This is a genomic window from Xanthomonas sp. DAR33341 (assembly GCF_003992815.1).
GTDB classification, from domain to species: domain Bacteria; phylum Pseudomonadota; class Gammaproteobacteria; order Xanthomonadales; family Xanthomonadaceae; genus Xanthomonas; species Xanthomonas cissicola.
In genome coordinates this window covers 146,422-162,816 of sequence record NZ_QEYV01000026.1, presented here as the reverse complement: position 1 = coordinate 162,816, position 16,395 = coordinate 146,422, and the positions used below count along the sequence as shown (strand labels likewise).

Below are 16,395 nucleotides of genomic sequence, written 5' to 3'. Positions count from 1 at the left end.
CGCGCATCGACGCATACGACGTGATGCATCCGCGCCATCGGCAGGCCAGCGCAGTAGCGCCCCTATGAGGCAGACGACAATGAGAATTCTGGTCACCGGCGGCACCGGCTATATCGGCTCGCACACCTGCGTGGAACTGGCGCAGCGTGGGCACGAAGTGTGCATTGTCGATAATTTGAGCAACTCCTCCGAACGCGTGCTCGACCATCTACAGCATCTGATGGGATTTCGCCCGGAGTTTCATCGCATGGATGTGCGTGCGCCCGAGCTTGCCGATTTACTGATCGGCAAGCGCATCGACGCCGTCCTGCATTTTGCCGCGCTCAAGGCCGTTGGCGAATCGGTGCGCGAGCCGCTGCTGTACTTCAACAACAATGTCACCGGCACGCTGGCGCTGCTGCGCGCGATGCGGACTGCCAAGGTGTGCAACCTGGTATTCAGTTCTTCGGCCACCGTGTATGGCGACGCCAACCGCAGCCCGATCGACGAAAGCGCGCCACTGAAGGCGATCAACCCCTACGGGCGCACCAAGCTGATGATGGAAGAAATGATCGGCGACCTCAGCGCCGCCTGGCCGGATTTCAACGCGGCGTTGCTGCGCTACTTCAACCCGGTGGGTGCGCACCCGAGCGGATATCTGGGCGAAGACCCGCGAGGAGTACCGAACAACCTGATGCCCTACATCGCACAGGTGGCAGTGGGGCGTCGCGAGGCACTGCAGGTTTTCGGCGACGACTATCCGACCGACGACGGCACCGGCGTGCGCGACTATCTGCATGTGATGGATCTGGCGCGCGCACATGTGGACGCCATCGATTACCTGCAGCGCCAACGCAAGGGCTTGGTGGTCAATCTGGGCACCGGGCGTGGCTACAGCGTGCGCGAGGTGGCGGCCGCGTTCGCGCGCGCCAGTGGCAGGCGCATTCCGCTGAGCATCGCGCCGCGTCGCGATGGCGATGTGGCGGTGTACTTCGCCAGCACCGCGCTGGCCAACCGGCTGCTGGGCTGGACCGCGGAATACGACCTGGACCGCATGTGTCGCGACACCTGGCGTTGGCAGTCGATGTATCCGGATGGCTATGCCGGTTCGCGTTTGCCGCGCCCGCGCACCGCGGCGGCCGTGCCAGAGCGCGAAGGTGCGCGCGAGCTGCCGGCACCAGCGCCCCGGCTATCGCCCGGCCCGGACACGCGCCGTCGCAGCGAGCCGGTAAGCACGCTCGTGGTCGCCACTGGCTTTTCCCGCGTGTAATGCGCAACGGCCCGTTTCTTTCCTACGAGGGCATTCCATGAGTTGGGCTGGTCAGTTCCAATACGCGATCGGCAAGACCCGCCGCGCGGTTCCATCCGACAGTACGCCGCGGTTCGATCCCGCGCGGCCCACGCTGTTGTGTCTGTCGCATCTGCGCTGGAGTTTTGTCTATCAGCGACCGCAGCACCTGATGTCGCGCTTTGCACGCGATGCCAATGTGCTGTTCTGGGAAGAGCCCATCGCCTGCGATGCAGCCGAGCCCTGGTTGGAGGTGCGTGGCGAAGAGCACGGCGTGCACGTCTTGGTGCCGCGCCTGCCCGCCGGGTGTGAGGGCGAGGATGCCGTGCAGGTGCAACGCCGCTTGCTGGATGGCTACCTGGCCGAGCTGGGCGTACGCGACTTGTTGCTGTGGTACTACACGCCGATGAGCCAGAGCTTCAGTGCGCATCTGCCTGCGCGCACGGTCATCTACGACTGCATGGACGAGCTGTCGGCCTTTCGTGGTGCGCCGCCGGAGCTGGTGCAACGCGAGCGTGCACTGCTGCAGCGCGCCGATGTGGTCTTCACCGGCGGTTACAGCATTTGGGAGGCTAAACGCGCGTTGCACGCCAACGCGCACGCATTCCCGAGCAGCGTGGACGTGGCGCATTTTGCCGCCGCGCGCTTGCCGCAGCAGGAGCCTGACGACCAGGCCGGCATCGCGCACCCGCGGCTGGGCTTCTACGGTGTCATCGACGAGCGATTCGATGTCCAGCTGCTACGCGCGATCGCGACGCAGCGGCCGCACTGGCAATTGGTGATGATTGGCCCGGTGGTCAAGATCGCCCCCTCCGAGCTGCCGCAGGCCGCCAACATCCACTATTTGGGTGGCAAGACTTACGACGAACTGCCTGCTTATCTCTCCGGGTGGGAGGTGGCGTTGATGCCGTTTGCGATGAATGCCTCCACGCGCTTCATCAGCCCGACCAAGACGCCCGAATACCTCGCTGGCGGCTGCCCGGTGGTGTCCACGCCCATCCACGATGTGGTGCGCACCTATGGCGACACCGGCGTGGTGCGCATTGCCGCGACCGCCGATGCGTTCGTGGCCGCCTGCGAAGCGGCACTGCAGGACAGTGCCGATCGCGCACAGTTGCTCGACCGCGCCGATGGCGTGCTGGGCGATATGTCCTGGGACCACACCTACGATTTGATGAAGGAGACGCTTTCTTGGACCCAATGACCCCGCCAGCCGCGGCGCCGCTTGCCGCCCGTCGCACGCGCGGCAACGCGCGGCGCGGTTTCGATTACCTCATCGTCGGCGCCGGGTTTGCCGGCAGCGTGTTGGCCGAACGGTTGGCCGCCGGCCTCGGCAAGCGTGTGCTGGTGCTCGACCGTCGCCCGCATATCGGCGGCAATGCCTACGATTTCCATGACGATGCCGGCGTGCTGATCCATCGTTATGGTCCGCACATCTTCCATACCAATGCGCAGCGCATCGTGGATTACCTCTCCAGCTTCACCCAGTGGCGTCCGTATGCGCACCGCGTGCTTGCGCAAGTTGGCGAGCAGCAGGTGCCGATCCCGATCAACATGACCACGTTGAACCGGCTGTACGGCCTGCAACTGGCCACCGAAGAACAGGCCGCAGCGTTCCTGGCCGGCCGCGCCGAGCCGGTGGCAGACATCCAGACCAGCGAAGATGTGGTGATCAATCAGGTGGGCCGCGAGCTCTACCAAACCTTCTTCCGCGGTTATACGCGCAAGCAGTGGGGGCTAGATCCCTCGCAGCTGGACAAGTCGGTGACCTCGCGCGTGCCGACCCGCACCAACGACGACGACCGCTACTTCACCGACACCTTCCAGCAGATGCCGCTGCACGGCTATACGCGCATGTTCGAGCGCATGCTCGATCACCCCAACATCAAGGTGATGCTCAATACCGACTACCGCGAGATCTGCGACGAGCTGGAGTACGACCAGCTGGTATACAGCGGGCCGGTGGACGAATATTTCGACTACTGCTACGGCAAGCTGCCGTACCGCTCGCTCAGGTTCGAACACAGCACGCTGGACCAGGAGCACTTCCAGGCGGTGGCCACGGTCAATTATCCGGACGAAGCGGTGGCCTACACGCGTATTACCGAATACAAGCACCTCACCGGCCAGCAACATCCGAGTACCAGCATCACCCGCGAGTATCCTTCGGCCGAGGGCGACCCGTATTATCCGATTCCACGCGCGGAGAATGCCGAGCTGTATCGGCGTTACGAACGCCTGGCGGCCGAGACGCCCAAGGTCACCTTCCTTGGCCGGCTGGGCACCTACAAGTACTACAACATGGATCAGGTGGTCGGCCAGGCACTGGCCTTGTACAAGCGCATCGAAGACGCCGAACAGCGTCGCGCCGAGCTGGCGGTCTGACAACGCACGCCCCGCCCTGCAGCGCCGTCGCTGCAGGGCAGTTATCGACGCATCGCTGCAACCCAGCGGCGCGCGCAGCAGGATGTTGGATGCATACCCCCACACTGTTCGAGAGTTTTTTCATGGCGGGGTTCGAGTGTTCGACCCACCGCCGCCGCGATGGGCGCAGGCTCGATCTGATTGCCGCCACCAGGCACGACCGCTGGGCCGCCAAGGACTATGCGGCGTTGTCGGCGCATGGCCTGCGCACCGCGCGCGATGGCCTGCGCTGGCATCTGATCGAGCAACGCCCCGGGCGTTACGACTGGTCCAGCTTCCTGCCGATGCTGCACGCGGCCAACAGCGCAGGCACTCAGGTGATCTGGGACCTGTGCCATTACGGCTGGCCGGACGATGTGGACATCTGGACCCCGCAGTTCGTCGACCGCTTCGCGCGCTTTGCCGCCGCCGCCGCGCAGTGCGTCAAGGACGCCTCCGACGCGGTGCCGTTCTACGCGCCGCTCAACGAGATCTCGTTCTGGGCATGGAATGGCGGCGATCACGCGCGCATGCATCCGCTGGCGCGCGGGCGCGGTTTCGAGCTCAAGCATCAGTTGGTGCGCGCCACCATCGCCGCGATCGACGCGATACGCCAGGTGGATCCTCGCGCGCGCTTCCTGCAAGTGGACCCAGCGATCCATGTGGTGCCGTCCAACGACCGGCCCGGCCCGCGTCGCGAAGCCGAACGCCTGCGGCTGGCGCAGTTCGAAGCCTGGGACATGATCTGCGGCAAGCAGTGGCCCGGACTCGGCGGTGCGCCGGAGTATCTGGACATCATCGGCCTCAACTACTACTCCGATAATCAGTGGTATCTGGGCGGCGTGCCGATCCTGCGCAACTCGCCCGACCACCGCCCGTTCTCGAGCATCATGCTGGAATTCTGGCAGCGCTACCGCCGCCCGATGATCGTCTCCGAAACCGGTGCCGAAGCCGATCAACGCGCACCCTGGCTCGATCATGTCGGCAGCGAGGTTGCGCTGGCCCTGCAGCACGGCGTGGCGATGGAAGGCATCTGTCTGTATCCGGTGCTTGACTACCCCGGTTGGGACAACAACCGGCATTGCCCCACCGGCGTGCTCGGCTATGCGGACGAGCACGGCGAACGACCGTTGCATGCAGGCCTGGCCGATCAACTGCGCCACGAGCACGACCGTTTCGGTCTGCGCGCACCGCAGTTCGCGCTGGCCGACATCGCCCCGTGAGTACGTTCGCCCATTCCGCCTTGTTGCCGGATACGCCAGCGCGGTTTCTCTGGCACTACGTTGGCCAACGACCGTGGCATTTCAGTGGCTTGCTGCTCCTGATCGTAGGCGCAGCCGGCTGCGCGGTGTCGGTGCAATACGGCATGAAAATGCTAGTGGACGCGATGGCCACCGAGCAACGCAGCCAGGCCAACGTGTGGCTGCCGCTAGGCCTGTTCATTAGCCTGATCGCGGTGGAAAACCTGCTGTGGCGACTGGGCGGCTGGCTGGGCTGCCGGACCGTGGTGGCCAGTGTGGTGGATATCCGCGTGGATCTGTTCCGCCACCTCACCGGCCACCCGATGCGCTACTTCACCGAGCATTTTGCCGGTGCGCTGGGCAACCGCATCACCGCGCTCGGCAGTGCCGCCGGGCAGATCTTCGGTGGATTGGCGTGGAAGATCGTGCCGCCCATCGTGGATTTCATCGGCGCCATCGTGCTGCTGCTGACGGTGGACTGGCGCATGGCCGCCACGCTGGTCGGCTTCATTGCGATCGTGGCGGCCATCATCACCAGCTTCGGCATCCGCGGCCGCGCCAAGCATCAACGCTTTGCCGCGCAGGCCGCCCGGGTGGGTGGCGAGTTGGTGGATGCGGTTTCCAACGTGTGGACGATCAAGGCATTCGCCGCGCGCGATCGCGAAAGCGCGCGGCTGGCCGAACAGATCGGTCACGAGGCCGTGGCGCATCGGCGCAGCTGGATGTACGTGGAAAAGGCGCGGGTGATTCACGACATCTGCCTGTCGCTGATGGCCGGCGGCATGCTGATCTGGGCCATCAGCATGTGGCGCTCCGGAGCGGTGAGTGCAGGCGATGTGGTGTTGGTCAGTGCGCTGACCTTCCGCATCCTGCATGGCTCGCGCGATCTGGCGCTGACCCTGGTGGACACCACCCAGCAACTGGGCGCCATTGCCGACACCTTGCAGATCATTCTGCAACCGCACGCCATCGTCGATGCGGACGTGCCGCTGGCATTGGCCGAAGGCGATGTGCGTTTCGAAGACGTGCGTTTTGCCTATCCCGAGCGCGCTGCGGTGCTGGAGGGATTGAACCTGCATATTCCGGCCGGCCAGAAGGTGGGCATCGTGGGTCCGTCCGGTGCCGGCAAGTCCACCTTGATTGCGCTGATCCAGCGCCTGGACGATGTGGAATCCGGGCGCGTGCTGATCGACGGGCAGGACATTCGCGGGGTCAGCCAGGACAGCCTGCGCGAAAAAATTGCGGTGGTGCCGCAGGAAACTGCGTTGTTCAATCGCAGCATCGGCGACAACATCCGCTACGGACGTCCCGATGCCAGCGATGCCGAGGTGCACGAAGCGGCGCGGCATGCATTCTGCGATGGCTTCATCCGGCAATTGCCTGAGGGCTACGACACCCAGGTGGGCGAGCGCGGGGTGATGTTATCGGGCGGACAACGACAACGGCTGGGGATTGCCCGCGCCTTTCTCAAGGACGCGCCGATCCTGATTCTGGATGAGGCCACCTCGGCACTGGACACCGAATCGGAAGCCGAAATCCAGGCTGCGCTGGATCACCTGATGCGCGAACGCACCGTGTTGGCGGTCGCCCATCGCCTGTCCACGGTGATTGGTTTCGATCGCATCGTGGTGCTGCAGGACGGCCGCGTGGCCGAAGACGGCAGCCCTGCGGAACTGCGCGGCAGTGGTGGCGTGTTCGATAGTTTGTGGCAGCGGCAGGCAGCCGGGTTCGAGACTGCAACCGACGCACTGTGAGGCGACTACGCGGAGACGCGCTGGTTGCCTTGCGCGCTGCGTGGTGAGCCACATCAAGCCTACAGCCGACCAATACAACGTGGATGGCGTGAGACGCGCTGTCGGCCCTGAAAGCAATCCACGTTTCGCAAGCGCTGGCGCAGAAAACAGGCAACGTTCGCTGCCTGTTTACGTCCTGCAGGACGCCTCAATGCGGTGGTCGATAGTCGCGTAGTTTGGTCGTCACGTTGCCGACCTCCTGCACCGCGCGCTTGAGGTCGTCTTCGGACATTCCCAGTTCGCGCGCCCAGTACTGCAACTCCCATTCCTCGTTGATGTTTACATTGTGCATGTCGATGGGTTGACGATTTGCATCCTGTGGTTCGCCCATGGCGATCTCCCGTGTAGGGCAACGGGTGGCCGGCTGCGACTCGGGCGGCTCGCACGCTTGCCAGAGCCGCAGTATCGACGCGTTGCCTGGCGACCTGCGGTCAGTGGGGCTGGCCCTGCTTGGCGCGCAGCGCCTTTGCATGTTCCAGATGCTCGGCAATGGTGTCGCGTGCGCGCTGCAACTCTTTGCCCAGGTCGCTGGAGCCCGGCTCGCTGCTCAGCTGTGTGTCGAGCAGGGCCAACGCCTGCTCGTGGCTGTCCACGCTGGCTTGCAGATAGTGCGATTCAAACTGCTGCCCATGCAGCTCCTGCAGGCGCTGGCGCATGCCTTCGGCGCCCGCTCCGGCAGCCTGACCAAGCGTGCCGTTGCGATCCGGCGCAAACCGGCTGAGATCCGTCAACGCGGCGCTGTGGGCCTCGTCCATCTTGCGTGCGAATGCCAGCACCTCTCCTTCCACACCCTTGACCACCGCCAGCTGCGCAAGCGTGCGCTCGTTTTCGTTAAACACTGCCAACGCACCAAGCGCCTGCTTGCGGTCGCGGGCATCGCCCACGCTGTCGCGCAATGGGTCGCCGTGAGGCGGCGTGCTACCGACCACCGTGGGTGTGGTGCTCCGGGGATCCTGTGGATCGCTCGCCTGCCCCTGCCGACGCTGCCAGGCCTTGTACGCCACATAGCCCACCGCCCCAGCGGTCACCATCTTGAAAAGTCCCATTGCTGTCTCCTGTTGATCGCGATCTTGCATCGCATCTGGCGGTCATTGATTGTTGGGTTCGCATGGATTGCGCAAGCCGCATGCCCTGCGTCCCAGCGCGTCGTATGAGCCTGCGAGCGGGGCGGTTATCCAGACGTGACCTGCGCATCAACGCGGCGTCGGCGATCGAGCGCGTCCACACCGCGCCTACGTCATGTGCTGACGGGCTTAACACCGCTGCACCAACACTGATAGTGCGCTGCCGCGTCCCGATGCCCACAGGAGACAAAGATGCTTGCCCTCAACTACCACGGCTCACGCGATGTACGAGTGGAAACCGTGCCCGATCCACTCTTGGTCGAACGCGACGACCTGATCCTGCGCGTCACCGCCACGGCCATCTGTGGCTCTGACCTGCATCTGTATCGCGGCAAGATTCCCGACCTGCGCCCCGGCGACATTCTCGGCCACGAATTCATGGGCATCGTGGAAGAGGTCGGCCCGGACGTCGCGGCGGTCAAGCCGGGCGACCGGGTCGTGATTCCGTTCGTGGTCGCGTGTGGACGCTGTTTCCACTGCGTGCTGCAGGAATTTTCCGCGTGCGAAACCACCAATACCGGCAAGGGCGCGGCGCTCAATCACAAGGACATGCGCCCGCCCGCCGCGCTGTTCGGCTTCAGCCATTTGTACGGCGGATTGTCCGGCGGCCAGGCCGAATACGTGCGCGTGCCCAAGGCCAATGTCGGCCCGCTGGTGGTGCCCGATGCCTTGCACGATGAACAGGTCTTGTTCTTGTCCGACATTCTGCCGACCGGGTATCAAGCCGTCGTCAACGCAGGCGTCAAACAGGGCTCGACCGTTGCCATCTTCGGTGCCGGCCCGGTTGGTCTGATGGCCGCGGCGTGCTGCCGCATGTTGGGCGCAGAGCGCGTCTTCATGGTCGACCGGCACGCGTACCGGCTCGATTTTGCGTCCAGGACCTATGGTGTGATCCCGATCAATTTCGACGAGGTCGACGATCCGGCCGACGTGATCGTCTCGCAAACCGATGGCCGGGGCGTCGATGCCAGCATCGAGGCGGTCGGCTTCGAGGCCGAAGGCAGCGCCATCGAAACCGCACTGACCAACCTGAAGCTGGAAGGCAGCAGCGGCGTGGCGATCCGCCAGTGCATCGCCGCAACCCGTCGCTGCGGTGTGGTGAGCGTGCCCGGCGTATATGCAGGCTTCATCCACGCCTTCATGTTCGGCGATGCGTTCGACAAGGGCTTGACCTTCAAGATGGGCCAGACGCATGTGCAAAAGCACATGCCGCACTTGCTGGAATGCATCGGCAATGGTCAGCTCAAGCCAAGCGCGATCATTTCGCACCGCATGTCGTTGGCTGATGCAGCGCGTGGCTATGACCTGTTCGACAAGAAACAGGACGATTGCCGCAAGGTTGTGCTCACGCCTTGAATGCATGAGTGACGCATACGCAGACGGCGCGATCTCGGCCGCGCCGTCTGCATTTTGTACAGCCGTTGAGCGCTGGGAAGCAGGCTCAGTCCAGTGGCTTGGCCGGCACGAACGGGGACACGGGGTCGCTGGCCGGGAAAGTTTCTTCCACCGCTTCGTCCTGCAGCGCGTCCTGCTTTTTCTTGTCGTGCTGCGCTTGGTCGTGCTGCTCTTGGTCGTGGTGTTCGGCTCGGTCGTGCGCAGAGGGAATCTGGTTGGATGTGCTCATGTGTTGTCCTGCGGCGTGATGCGGGCCACTACTCTACGGTGCGCCGCGTTGGCACAGGTGAAAAACGTCTTCGCACATCAACGACAAAGGCAACGTCCGTGCCGTACTGTGCATGGTGGCGGGCCACCCGGTGCATTTGGTGTGGTTTCGCATTCTTGCCCGATGCGGCGCAACCAGATTTCCTCTCGATCGCGCGCGGCGCCGTGGCGTGACCTGTGCTTGCACAGATGAGGTCACGCAGCTGCAGCAACCAGCAGTGTCGGCGAACTCGGCATCCCACAACCCGCGCAGTTGCGTTTGCACCGTCGCAGCCATGCGACGACGCGCCATGGGTTCACATCGGTGCCCGCCCAGGGTGTATGGTGCATGGGCGGCCGGAATCCGGTGTCGCCCTCATTTCATCTGGCCCTTTCCATCGACAATCTCTGCGAACGTTGCGACGCCGTCTGCTGCCGGCTCACCGTCATGGTCGATCCCTCCGACCGTATCCCACACCATCTCACCAGCGTGACGCCGCAAGGCTGGCATGTGATGGCGCGCGACGAGGAAGGCTGGTGCGTGGCCATCGACGCTGCGCGCATGTGTTGCTCGATCTACGAGACGCGACCGGCGATCTGCCGGCGTTTCGTCATGTCCGGCCCGTATTGCCGCGACGTACGTGCCACCTACGACGATCAACGCCGCCGGGGCATTCCCTTGACGCTGTACAGCGCATGAGGATTTGCGATGCATCATTCCCGCCGCCAATCGATGACCGTCAGTAACCAGCTGGGCAAGCCGCGATTGTCCGAACAGCGACTGGCCGCCGATCTGCAAGCGTTTCAGCAATCCGGCGGCGCAATCGAGCGCCTGGGCGACACACCGCTACGTCGCGAAAAAAAGCGTGGTGCGGTGGAAGCTGCGCCAGCCGCTGCAGTTGCACCGGCCGCCGCAGCCAAGGCCGAGTAAACCCGCGACGGCAACAGGCGTCTTGCGCCTGCCGTGTCAGTGACAGCCTCTGCAACATGCAACATGCCGATTGCAGCGCGACGCCTGCGGGGCGTTCACCGCGAGCGCATCGCACCGTGCAGCGGCCGTCTCGCCCAGTGGAGCCCTTGTCATGCAGGGGCGATTGCGATTGGCCGGCTGTCCCGCGCTTACCGCTGCATCTACGTCGGAGCGGCGTCTGAGCTAGTGCGTTGCCAGATGCCTCGCGGGTGCCTACGCGCATCCGTCCGCGGTCACCGACGCGATGCAACGTAGACGGCAAATCGGCTTCAACCACGCAATCACGGCAGCTGCAGCTCTGCATGGCACTGCAGGCGCCTAAGCGAGCAGCTATTTCATGCAGGGCGCGGTGCTCAAAAACTCAGGCACGCCGCGCAGGCGTCACCGCCCGCACGACATTGGCGGTTACAGCAGTTGCGCGCGCTTGGTCGCACCAAGCCCCTGTGCCAACGAGGCCATTTCGTTGGCCAAGGCGACCATATTGCCGCCGGCCTGCGCCGCGATGCCCATGATGCGCTGGTAGGCGTCCCAGAAGTCGGGCCCATTGCCATAGGCATCGTGGAACCCTTGCAGCTCCAAGACCAGCAGATCGGACACTTGGATGTCGGAGCGGTCCATTGTGGTTACCTCGCTGGGGGATTTCCCCGGCCCGCAGCTTATCCCCGTTCACCTTACAAAACCGGGTCAGCCGGACAGCCGGAAGCCTGGACCTGAATTGGTTACAAACCCTGACGGTCGTCCGCATATCGGGCTTGTGGTTGGGGCTGCTTACCGCCGCTCTACCGGCCGGTGGCGTGCAGCGCCGCACGTCAGGCCGTCCGCCACACACGGCCCGCCGCCCGCACCAGGACGGCTGAATGCCAGCACGCATGGACCCGACAGCTCGCGCGCGACTCCCGCCCGACGCGCCGACCTGCGCGCGTTCCCGTGTAAAATGCCCGGTTTTTGACCGGAAGAATGGCGAAAGTTTCTCCACGGGCGCCCTTGTCGGGCCCGGCGTTCATTCGCCTGCTTGCTCGCCTCAGCAACGCGCACATCGCCCAGTCCAGCCACGCGCTGGCCGACCGGCTGAGCCAGTGGATCGATTGGACGCGCGCGATTGCCGTGTCCAAGGCGCTGGACGGCAAGCTGCCCGACACCGACGACCTGCCCGAACCGCGCCCGCTCGATGCGGAGGCGTGCGCACGCGTGCGCACCGGTCTCGCCACCAGCAGCGTGGCAGAGTTGGACACGCTGGTCGCGCGCATGCGTGCCGAGGCGCGCAACGCCGCGCTCGCGGATGCGCCCGTCGCCGCGCCGGACTTCGCACCATTTCGGCAGCACTACTTGGCCATGCAACGCGCCATGCGCACTGCCACCGGCGATCTGCGCGGGCGCCTGCGCGACCTGCTCGCATTGGTCTCCACCGACATGGCGCGGTTGGCCGAAGTGGATGCGGTGATGGAGCTCACCCTGAGCCCGCGCGAGCAGAGTCTGTTGAACACCGTGCCGAGCCTGCTCGGCGCACATTTCGAACGCCTGCGCGATGCTGCACAGGCGCAGCACCGGCCGACCGCTGACGAGGCCGCGCCACGCGCGGTGCCCGATGGCTGGCTGGATGTCTTCCGCAAAGACATGCAGAGCGTGTTGCTCGCCGAACTGGATGTTCGTTTTCACCCGATCGAAGGCCTGCTTGCAGCGCTTCGTACCCGCTAACTGGGACGTCATGTTCAGAACTCTCGTACACGTGTGTGTGTTTCTCGTCGGCCTGCTGGCGGTTTGCTGGGTCGGCATCGGTTATCTCGGCTCCAACCCGATCGGCGCCTGCGTCGCGGCGGTGATCGGCGCCTGTTATGTGGCCGGCGCGCTGGAGCTGTATCGCTACCGCCAGGCCACTGCGACGCTGGAAGCGGCAGTCGATGGGTTGACCACGGCGCCTTCTGCCCTGAGCGATTGGCTGCAGGCGGTACACCCCGGCCTGCGTAATGCGGTGCGCCTGCGTATCAGGGGCGAGCGCGTGGCGTTGCCGGCACCGGTGCTGACGCCGTATCTGGTCGGCTTGCTGGTGTTGCTCGGCATGCTCGGCACCTTGCTCGGCATGATGGCCACGCTCAAGGGCACCGGCTTTGCATTGCAGAGCGCCACCGATCTGCAGGCCATTCGCGGCTCGCTCGCAGCACCGGTGGAAGGCCTGGCGTTCGCGTTCGGCACCTCCATCGCCGGTGTGGCGACATCGGCCATGCTGGGGTTGTTGTCGGCGCTGTGCCGGCGCGAGCGCCTGCAGGCGGTGCAACGCCTGGACCTGAAGATCGCATCCGAACTGCACCCGCATTCGGATGCGCACCGACGTGGCGAAGCATTCAAGCTGCAGCAGCAGCAAAGCGCCTTGATGCCGGCCTTGATCGACCGGCTGCAGACGCTGATGCACACCATCGAACAGCACAGCATGGCTGCCGAACAGCGCTTGACCGCACAGCAGGCCGACTTCCACGCCAAAAGCGAAGCGGCGTATGCGCGGCTAGCCACAGCCATGGAACACGCGCTGCAGGCCGGTGTTGCCGAAAGCGCACGGGCGGTCGGTGCGGCATTGCAGCCGGCGATGGAAGCCACCATGGCCAGCATCGCGCGCGATACCGCCGCATTGCAGGCACACCTCACGCAAGCCGTGCAGCAACAGCTGGACGGCATCACCCACGGCTTCCAGACCAGTGCCAGCACCACGGCGCAGCACTGGAGCATGGCATTGGCGGCGCAGGAACGCGCCCAGCAGGCCCACAACGCGCAGTTGCAGGCCACGCTGGAACAGATTGCCGCGCACAGCGTGGCCGTGCAGGACAGCGTGAGCAGCGCCGTGCATCAGCAATTGCAAGGAGTCAGTGCAGCCATCGAGCAGAACGCGCACGCGGCGACCGAGCATTGGCAGGTGGCCTTGGCCGCGCAGGAACGCACGCAGGCCACGTTGACCGAGCAGTTGCAGGGCACCCTGGAACAGATCGACCAGCGCAGCATTGCCGTGCAGGACAGCGTCACCCAGGCCGTGCAGCAGCAATTGAGCGCACTCAACGATGGCTTTGCCAGCAGCACCGCGGCCAGCGCCGCCACCTGGACCGCCGTGCTTGCCGAACAGCAACGCGCGACCGAAACGCACAGCGCGCAGTTGCACGCCACCCTCGATCAACTAGTGCAGCAGACCAGTGCCCTGCACGAAGCTGTGCAGCAGGCCGTGCAGCAGCAACTCGATGGGCTGAGCAACGGTTTTGCCGACAGCACCGCCACTGCCGCGGCGACATGGACGGCCGCGGTGGCCGAGCAGCAGCGCGCCAATCACGCGCTCACTCAGGAACTGCAAGGCACGCTCGCGCAATTCGCCAGCACCTTCGAGACACGCTCCGCCGCGTTGGTGGATGCGGTCTCGCAACGCATGCAGCAATCCAGCACTGACGCTGCCAGTGCGTGGAGCGATGCACTGGCCCAGCAACAACAGGCCAGCGCCACGTTGTCCAGCCAGCACCACAGCGCACTTGCCGCAGCCACCGCCAGTTTCGATGCGCATGCCGCGGCCCTGGTCGGCACCTTGCAGCAATCGCACACCGATCTGCAGGCGGCATTGGAAGCGCGCGACACCCAGCGCCTGGCGCTATGGAGCGAGCGCTTCGGCGCGATGAGCACGGCCCTGACCAGGCAATGGGAACAGGCCGGCGAACGCGTCGTCCAGCAGCAGCAGGCCATCTGCGACACCCTGGCCAGCACCGCCAGCGAGCTGTCCACGCAGGCGCAGGCGCAGGCCAGCGCGACGATCAGCGAAGTGTCGCGCCTGATGCAGATCGCCTCAGAAGCGCCCAAGGCCGCGGCCGATGTCGTGGCCGAGCTGCGCCAATCGCTGTCCGAGAGCATGGTGCGCGACACCGCCATGCTGGAAGAACGCAGCAAGCTGCTCGCGACCCTGGACACCTTGCTCAACGCAGTCAATCACGCCTCCACCGAACAACGCGAAGCGGTGGATGCCTTGGTGACGACCTCGGCCGACCTGCTCCAGCGCGTGGGCAGCCAGCTCACCGAACAGATCGGCAGCGAAACCGGCAAGCTGGGCGCAGTGGCCGCGCATGTCAGCGGCAGCGCAGTGGAAGTGGCCAGCCTGGGCGAAGCGTTCGGCATGGCGGTGCAGTTGTTCAGCGGCGCCACCAGCGCGCTCAATGAGCGCCTTCAGCACGTTGCCACCGCGCTCGATGCCTCGCTGGCACGCAGCGACGACCAACTTGCCTACTACGTGGCACAGGCGCGCGAAGTGGTCGACCTCAGCATGCTCTCGCAGAAGCAGATCATCGAAGAACTGCGCCAGCTCGATCGCGGGCGTGGCGAACGCGGCGAAGCAGAAACGGCATGAGCGACGAGATCGAAAGCGACGGCGAGCTGGGCACGCCCATCTGGGCGGCATTCGGCGACCTGATGTCGGTGTTGCTGGGCGCGTTCGTGCTGATCCTGGTCGGCGTGATCGGCGTGCAGTTGCAACTGTCCAGCCGCCTGGACGCGGAGGTCAAACAACGCCAGGCCGAAGCGCAACGTCGGCAAACGCTGGAACAGGCATTGGCCGCACCGTTGGCTGCCGGCCGCGTGACCCTGGTCGATGGCCGTATCGGCATTCGCGGCAATGTGCTGTTTGCGTTCAACTCCGACCAACTGCAGCCGGAAGGACGCGAGGTATTGAAATCGCTGGCGAGGCCGTTGACGCAATACCTGCGCGCGCGCGACGAGATCCTGATGGTCAGCGGATTTACCGACGACCGCCCGGTGCTGGGCGGCAATCGCCGCTACGCCGACAACTGGGAACTGTCCGCGCAACGCGCGCTCACGGTGACCCGTGCCCTGATCGCCGAAGGCGTGCCGGCGTCATCGGTGTTCGCGGCCGCATTCGGCTCGCAGCAACCGGTGGATTCCAACGCCGACGAAGCCCGCCGCGCGAAAAATCGCCGCGTGGAGATCGCGCCGATCGCGCGCCCGTCGTCGCGCGCAGGCGCATCGGCGCAGCCCGCAGCAACCACCGCACCGCGATGAGCAAGCCGGCACTCTCCGTGCGCGCGCAACTGGAGCGCTGGCGCAGCCAGGGCGCCGATCGGCTGGATCCGGCGCGCTTCCATCTGATGGAAACGTTGGCAGCACGTGCCGATGCGCAGGCCGATGCGGTGCGTGAGGTGCTGGAACACAAGCTTGGGGCCATGGTCGATGGCTATGCGACAGCGCTGCAGCAGACAGCGCGTCGCCGTGCCGGGAGCCATGCAGTGCCTGCAGCGTCGCCGCAGCCCAGCGCCTTGGGTACGCTCACCGCGCAGATGGCCGGGCATGCGGCGCTGATGGAAGTGGACAGCCGCAAGACTGGCAGCGCAGATGCCATGCTGTTTCCGGAGCTGCCGGCGCTGGACGACTTTCGTCGCACCTGGACCACCGTGCGCACCGCCAGCCAGGTGCGGCAGTCGCTGCAGGATGCGCCCAAGGATGCCGGCCCGCTCAATTCCAGCGTGCTGGTGCATCGCTGCATCACGCTGATGCGCGAGCGCTCGCCGGGCTATCTGCAGCACTTTCTCGGCTACGTGGATGCGTTGTCGTGGCTGGAGCAGCTGCACACCGGCGGCGCCTTGGCCAACGAGGAGGCTGCACCGGCGACGCCGGGCAGGAAACGCAGCAAGAGTCCGTCGAAACGACGCAGTTAGATCCGCGATCGGTCCCGATCTACGTCGGGCAGCCTTGCGCAGGCTCCGATCGCAGAGATGCATCCCGGCACAGCGTGTGCGGGGCCCCGCTGTGAGCATGACGTCGCTGCACGCTTCTGGCTGCGAATTCTGTTGCATTGGTCACGCCGCAGCTGCAGTTGCACGCAAGCGCACCACGACTTCCAGAAGCCAGCTGCCGGCGCATAGCAGTCGCTGCAGTCAATCCTGAGCGCGATGCATGCTCAACTGGACGTGGCGCCCGCCGGTCACGC

The 16,395-nt window shown here is 65.1% G+C and carries 16 protein-coding genes; 12 read left to right on the top strand and 4 right to left on the bottom strand.

The genetic code is table 11. From position 1 onward, the window contains the following. Positions 1 to 79 precede the first annotated feature (79 nt). The 5 genes from galE to EO156_RS12015 all read left to right on the top strand — a co-directional run bounded on the left by galE (position 80) and on the right by EO156_RS12015 (position 6,665). Positions 80 to 1,249 (top strand): UDP-glucose 4-epimerase GalE, encoded by a 1,170-nt coding sequence (galE, locus tag EO156_RS12035; RefSeq protein WP_005911297.1) that lies wholly within the window; start codon positions 80 to 82, stop codon positions 1,247 to 1,249. Positions 1,250 to 1,286: 37 nt separating this feature from the next. After that, positions 1,287 to 2,471: a glycosyltransferase family 1 protein gene (locus EO156_RS12030; protein ID WP_016849566.1), complete on the top strand. Its 1,185-nt coding sequence runs from the start codon at positions 1,287 to 1,289 to the stop codon at positions 2,469 to 2,471. Next, entirely contained in the window at positions 2,468 to 3,652 is a 1,185-nt protein-coding gene (gene glf / locus EO156_RS12025) for a UDP-galactopyranose mutase (protein WP_026006929.1), read from the top strand. Before EO156_RS12030 ends, glf begins: the two co-directional genes overlap by 4 nt. 89 nt (positions 3,653 to 3,741) lie before the next feature. Next, the gene (locus EO156_RS12020) at positions 3,742 to 4,893 is read left to right on the top strand and encodes a beta-glucosidase (RefSeq protein ID WP_029829470.1); all 1,152 of its coding nucleotides are present in this window, start codon (positions 3,742 to 3,744) and stop codon (positions 4,891 to 4,893) included. Next, positions 4,890 to 6,665, top strand: a complete 1,776-nt coding sequence (locus EO156_RS12015) for an ABC transporter ATP-binding protein (RefSeq protein WP_016849563.1) — start codon at positions 4,890 to 4,892, stop codon at positions 6,663 to 6,665. Before EO156_RS12020 ends, EO156_RS12015 begins: the two co-directional genes overlap by 4 nt. Before the next feature lie 187 nt (positions 6,666 to 6,852). On the opposite strand, the gene EO156_RS12010 is transcribed toward EO156_RS12015, so the two are convergent. Both EO156_RS12010 and EO156_RS12005 read right to left on the bottom strand, forming a co-directional pair. Beyond that, the gene (locus EO156_RS12010; RefSeq protein ID WP_016849562.1) at positions 6,853 to 7,035 is read right to left on the bottom strand and encodes a DUF3606 domain-containing protein; all 183 of its coding nucleotides are present in this window, start codon (positions 7,033 to 7,035) and stop codon (positions 6,853 to 6,855) included. Between the two features lie 100 nt (positions 7,036 to 7,135). Next, the gene (locus EO156_RS12005; protein ID WP_016849561.1) at positions 7,136 to 7,750 is read right to left on the bottom strand and encodes a DUF4142 domain-containing protein; all 615 of its coding nucleotides are present in this window, start codon (positions 7,748 to 7,750) and stop codon (positions 7,136 to 7,138) included. A gap of 270 nt (positions 7,751 to 8,020) precedes the next feature. Here EO156_RS12005 and EO156_RS12000 point away from each other — a divergent pair, with 270 nt between their 5' ends. Beyond that, positions 8,021 to 9,184 carry a zinc-dependent alcohol dehydrogenase gene (locus tag EO156_RS12000; RefSeq protein WP_016849560.1) on the top strand — a complete coding sequence of 388 codons (1,164 nt, stop codon included), beginning with the start codon at positions 8,021 to 8,023 and terminating at the stop codon, positions 9,182 to 9,184. A gap of 85 nt (positions 9,185 to 9,269) precedes the next feature. Here EO156_RS12000 and EO156_RS11995 read toward each other — a convergent pair whose 3' ends face one another. Beyond that, positions 9,270 to 9,452: a hypothetical protein gene (locus EO156_RS11995; protein WP_003489250.1), complete on the bottom strand. Its 183-nt coding sequence runs from the start codon at positions 9,450 to 9,452 to the stop codon at positions 9,270 to 9,272. A gap of 291 nt (positions 9,453 to 9,743) precedes the next feature. Here EO156_RS11995 and EO156_RS11990 point away from each other — a divergent pair, with 291 nt between their 5' ends. Beyond that, positions 9,744 to 10,169, top strand: coding sequence for a YkgJ family cysteine cluster protein (locus EO156_RS11990; protein ID WP_026006928.1), 426 nt, complete (start codon positions 9,744 to 9,746; stop codon positions 10,167 to 10,169). A 9-nt stretch (positions 10,170 to 10,178) separates the two neighbouring features. Next, a complete protein-coding gene (locus EO156_RS11985; protein ID WP_003489254.1) occupies positions 10,179 to 10,400 on the top strand; it encodes a hypothetical protein in 222 nt (73 codons plus the stop codon). Positions 10,401 to 10,844: 444 nt separating this feature from the next. Here EO156_RS11985 and EO156_RS11980 read toward each other — a convergent pair whose 3' ends face one another. Continuing rightward, positions 10,845 to 11,057, bottom strand: a complete 213-nt coding sequence (locus EO156_RS11980) for a hypothetical protein (protein WP_005911311.1) — start codon at positions 11,055 to 11,057, stop codon at positions 10,845 to 10,847. Positions 11,058 to 11,396: 339 nt separating this feature from the next. On the opposite strand from EO156_RS11980, the gene EO156_RS11975 reads away from it, so the two are divergent. From EO156_RS11975 to EO156_RS11960, 4 genes are read left to right on the top strand one after another with little or no spacing between them, the layout of a single operon-like run. Next, positions 11,397 to 12,134, top strand: coding sequence for a DUF3348 domain-containing protein (locus EO156_RS11975; protein WP_033482970.1), 738 nt, complete (start codon positions 11,397 to 11,399; stop codon positions 12,132 to 12,134). Between the two features lie 10 nt (positions 12,135 to 12,144). Continuing rightward, positions 12,145 to 14,802: a DUF802 domain-containing protein gene (locus EO156_RS11970; RefSeq protein ID WP_016850208.1), complete on the top strand. Its 2,658-nt coding sequence runs from the start codon at positions 12,145 to 12,147 to the stop codon at positions 14,800 to 14,802. Then, complete coding sequence (locus tag EO156_RS11965) at positions 14,799 to 15,470, top strand: OmpA family protein (protein ID WP_005911315.1); 672 nt, start codon at positions 14,799 to 14,801, stop codon at positions 15,468 to 15,470. Before EO156_RS11970 ends, EO156_RS11965 begins: the two co-directional genes overlap by 4 nt. Continuing rightward, positions 15,467 to 16,123, top strand: a complete 657-nt coding sequence (locus tag EO156_RS11960; protein WP_016849878.1) for a DUF2894 domain-containing protein — start codon at positions 15,467 to 15,469, stop codon at positions 16,121 to 16,123. The genes EO156_RS11965 and EO156_RS11960 overlap by 4 nt, the downstream gene beginning before the upstream one ends. Positions 16,124 to 16,395: the final 272 nt, after the last annotated feature.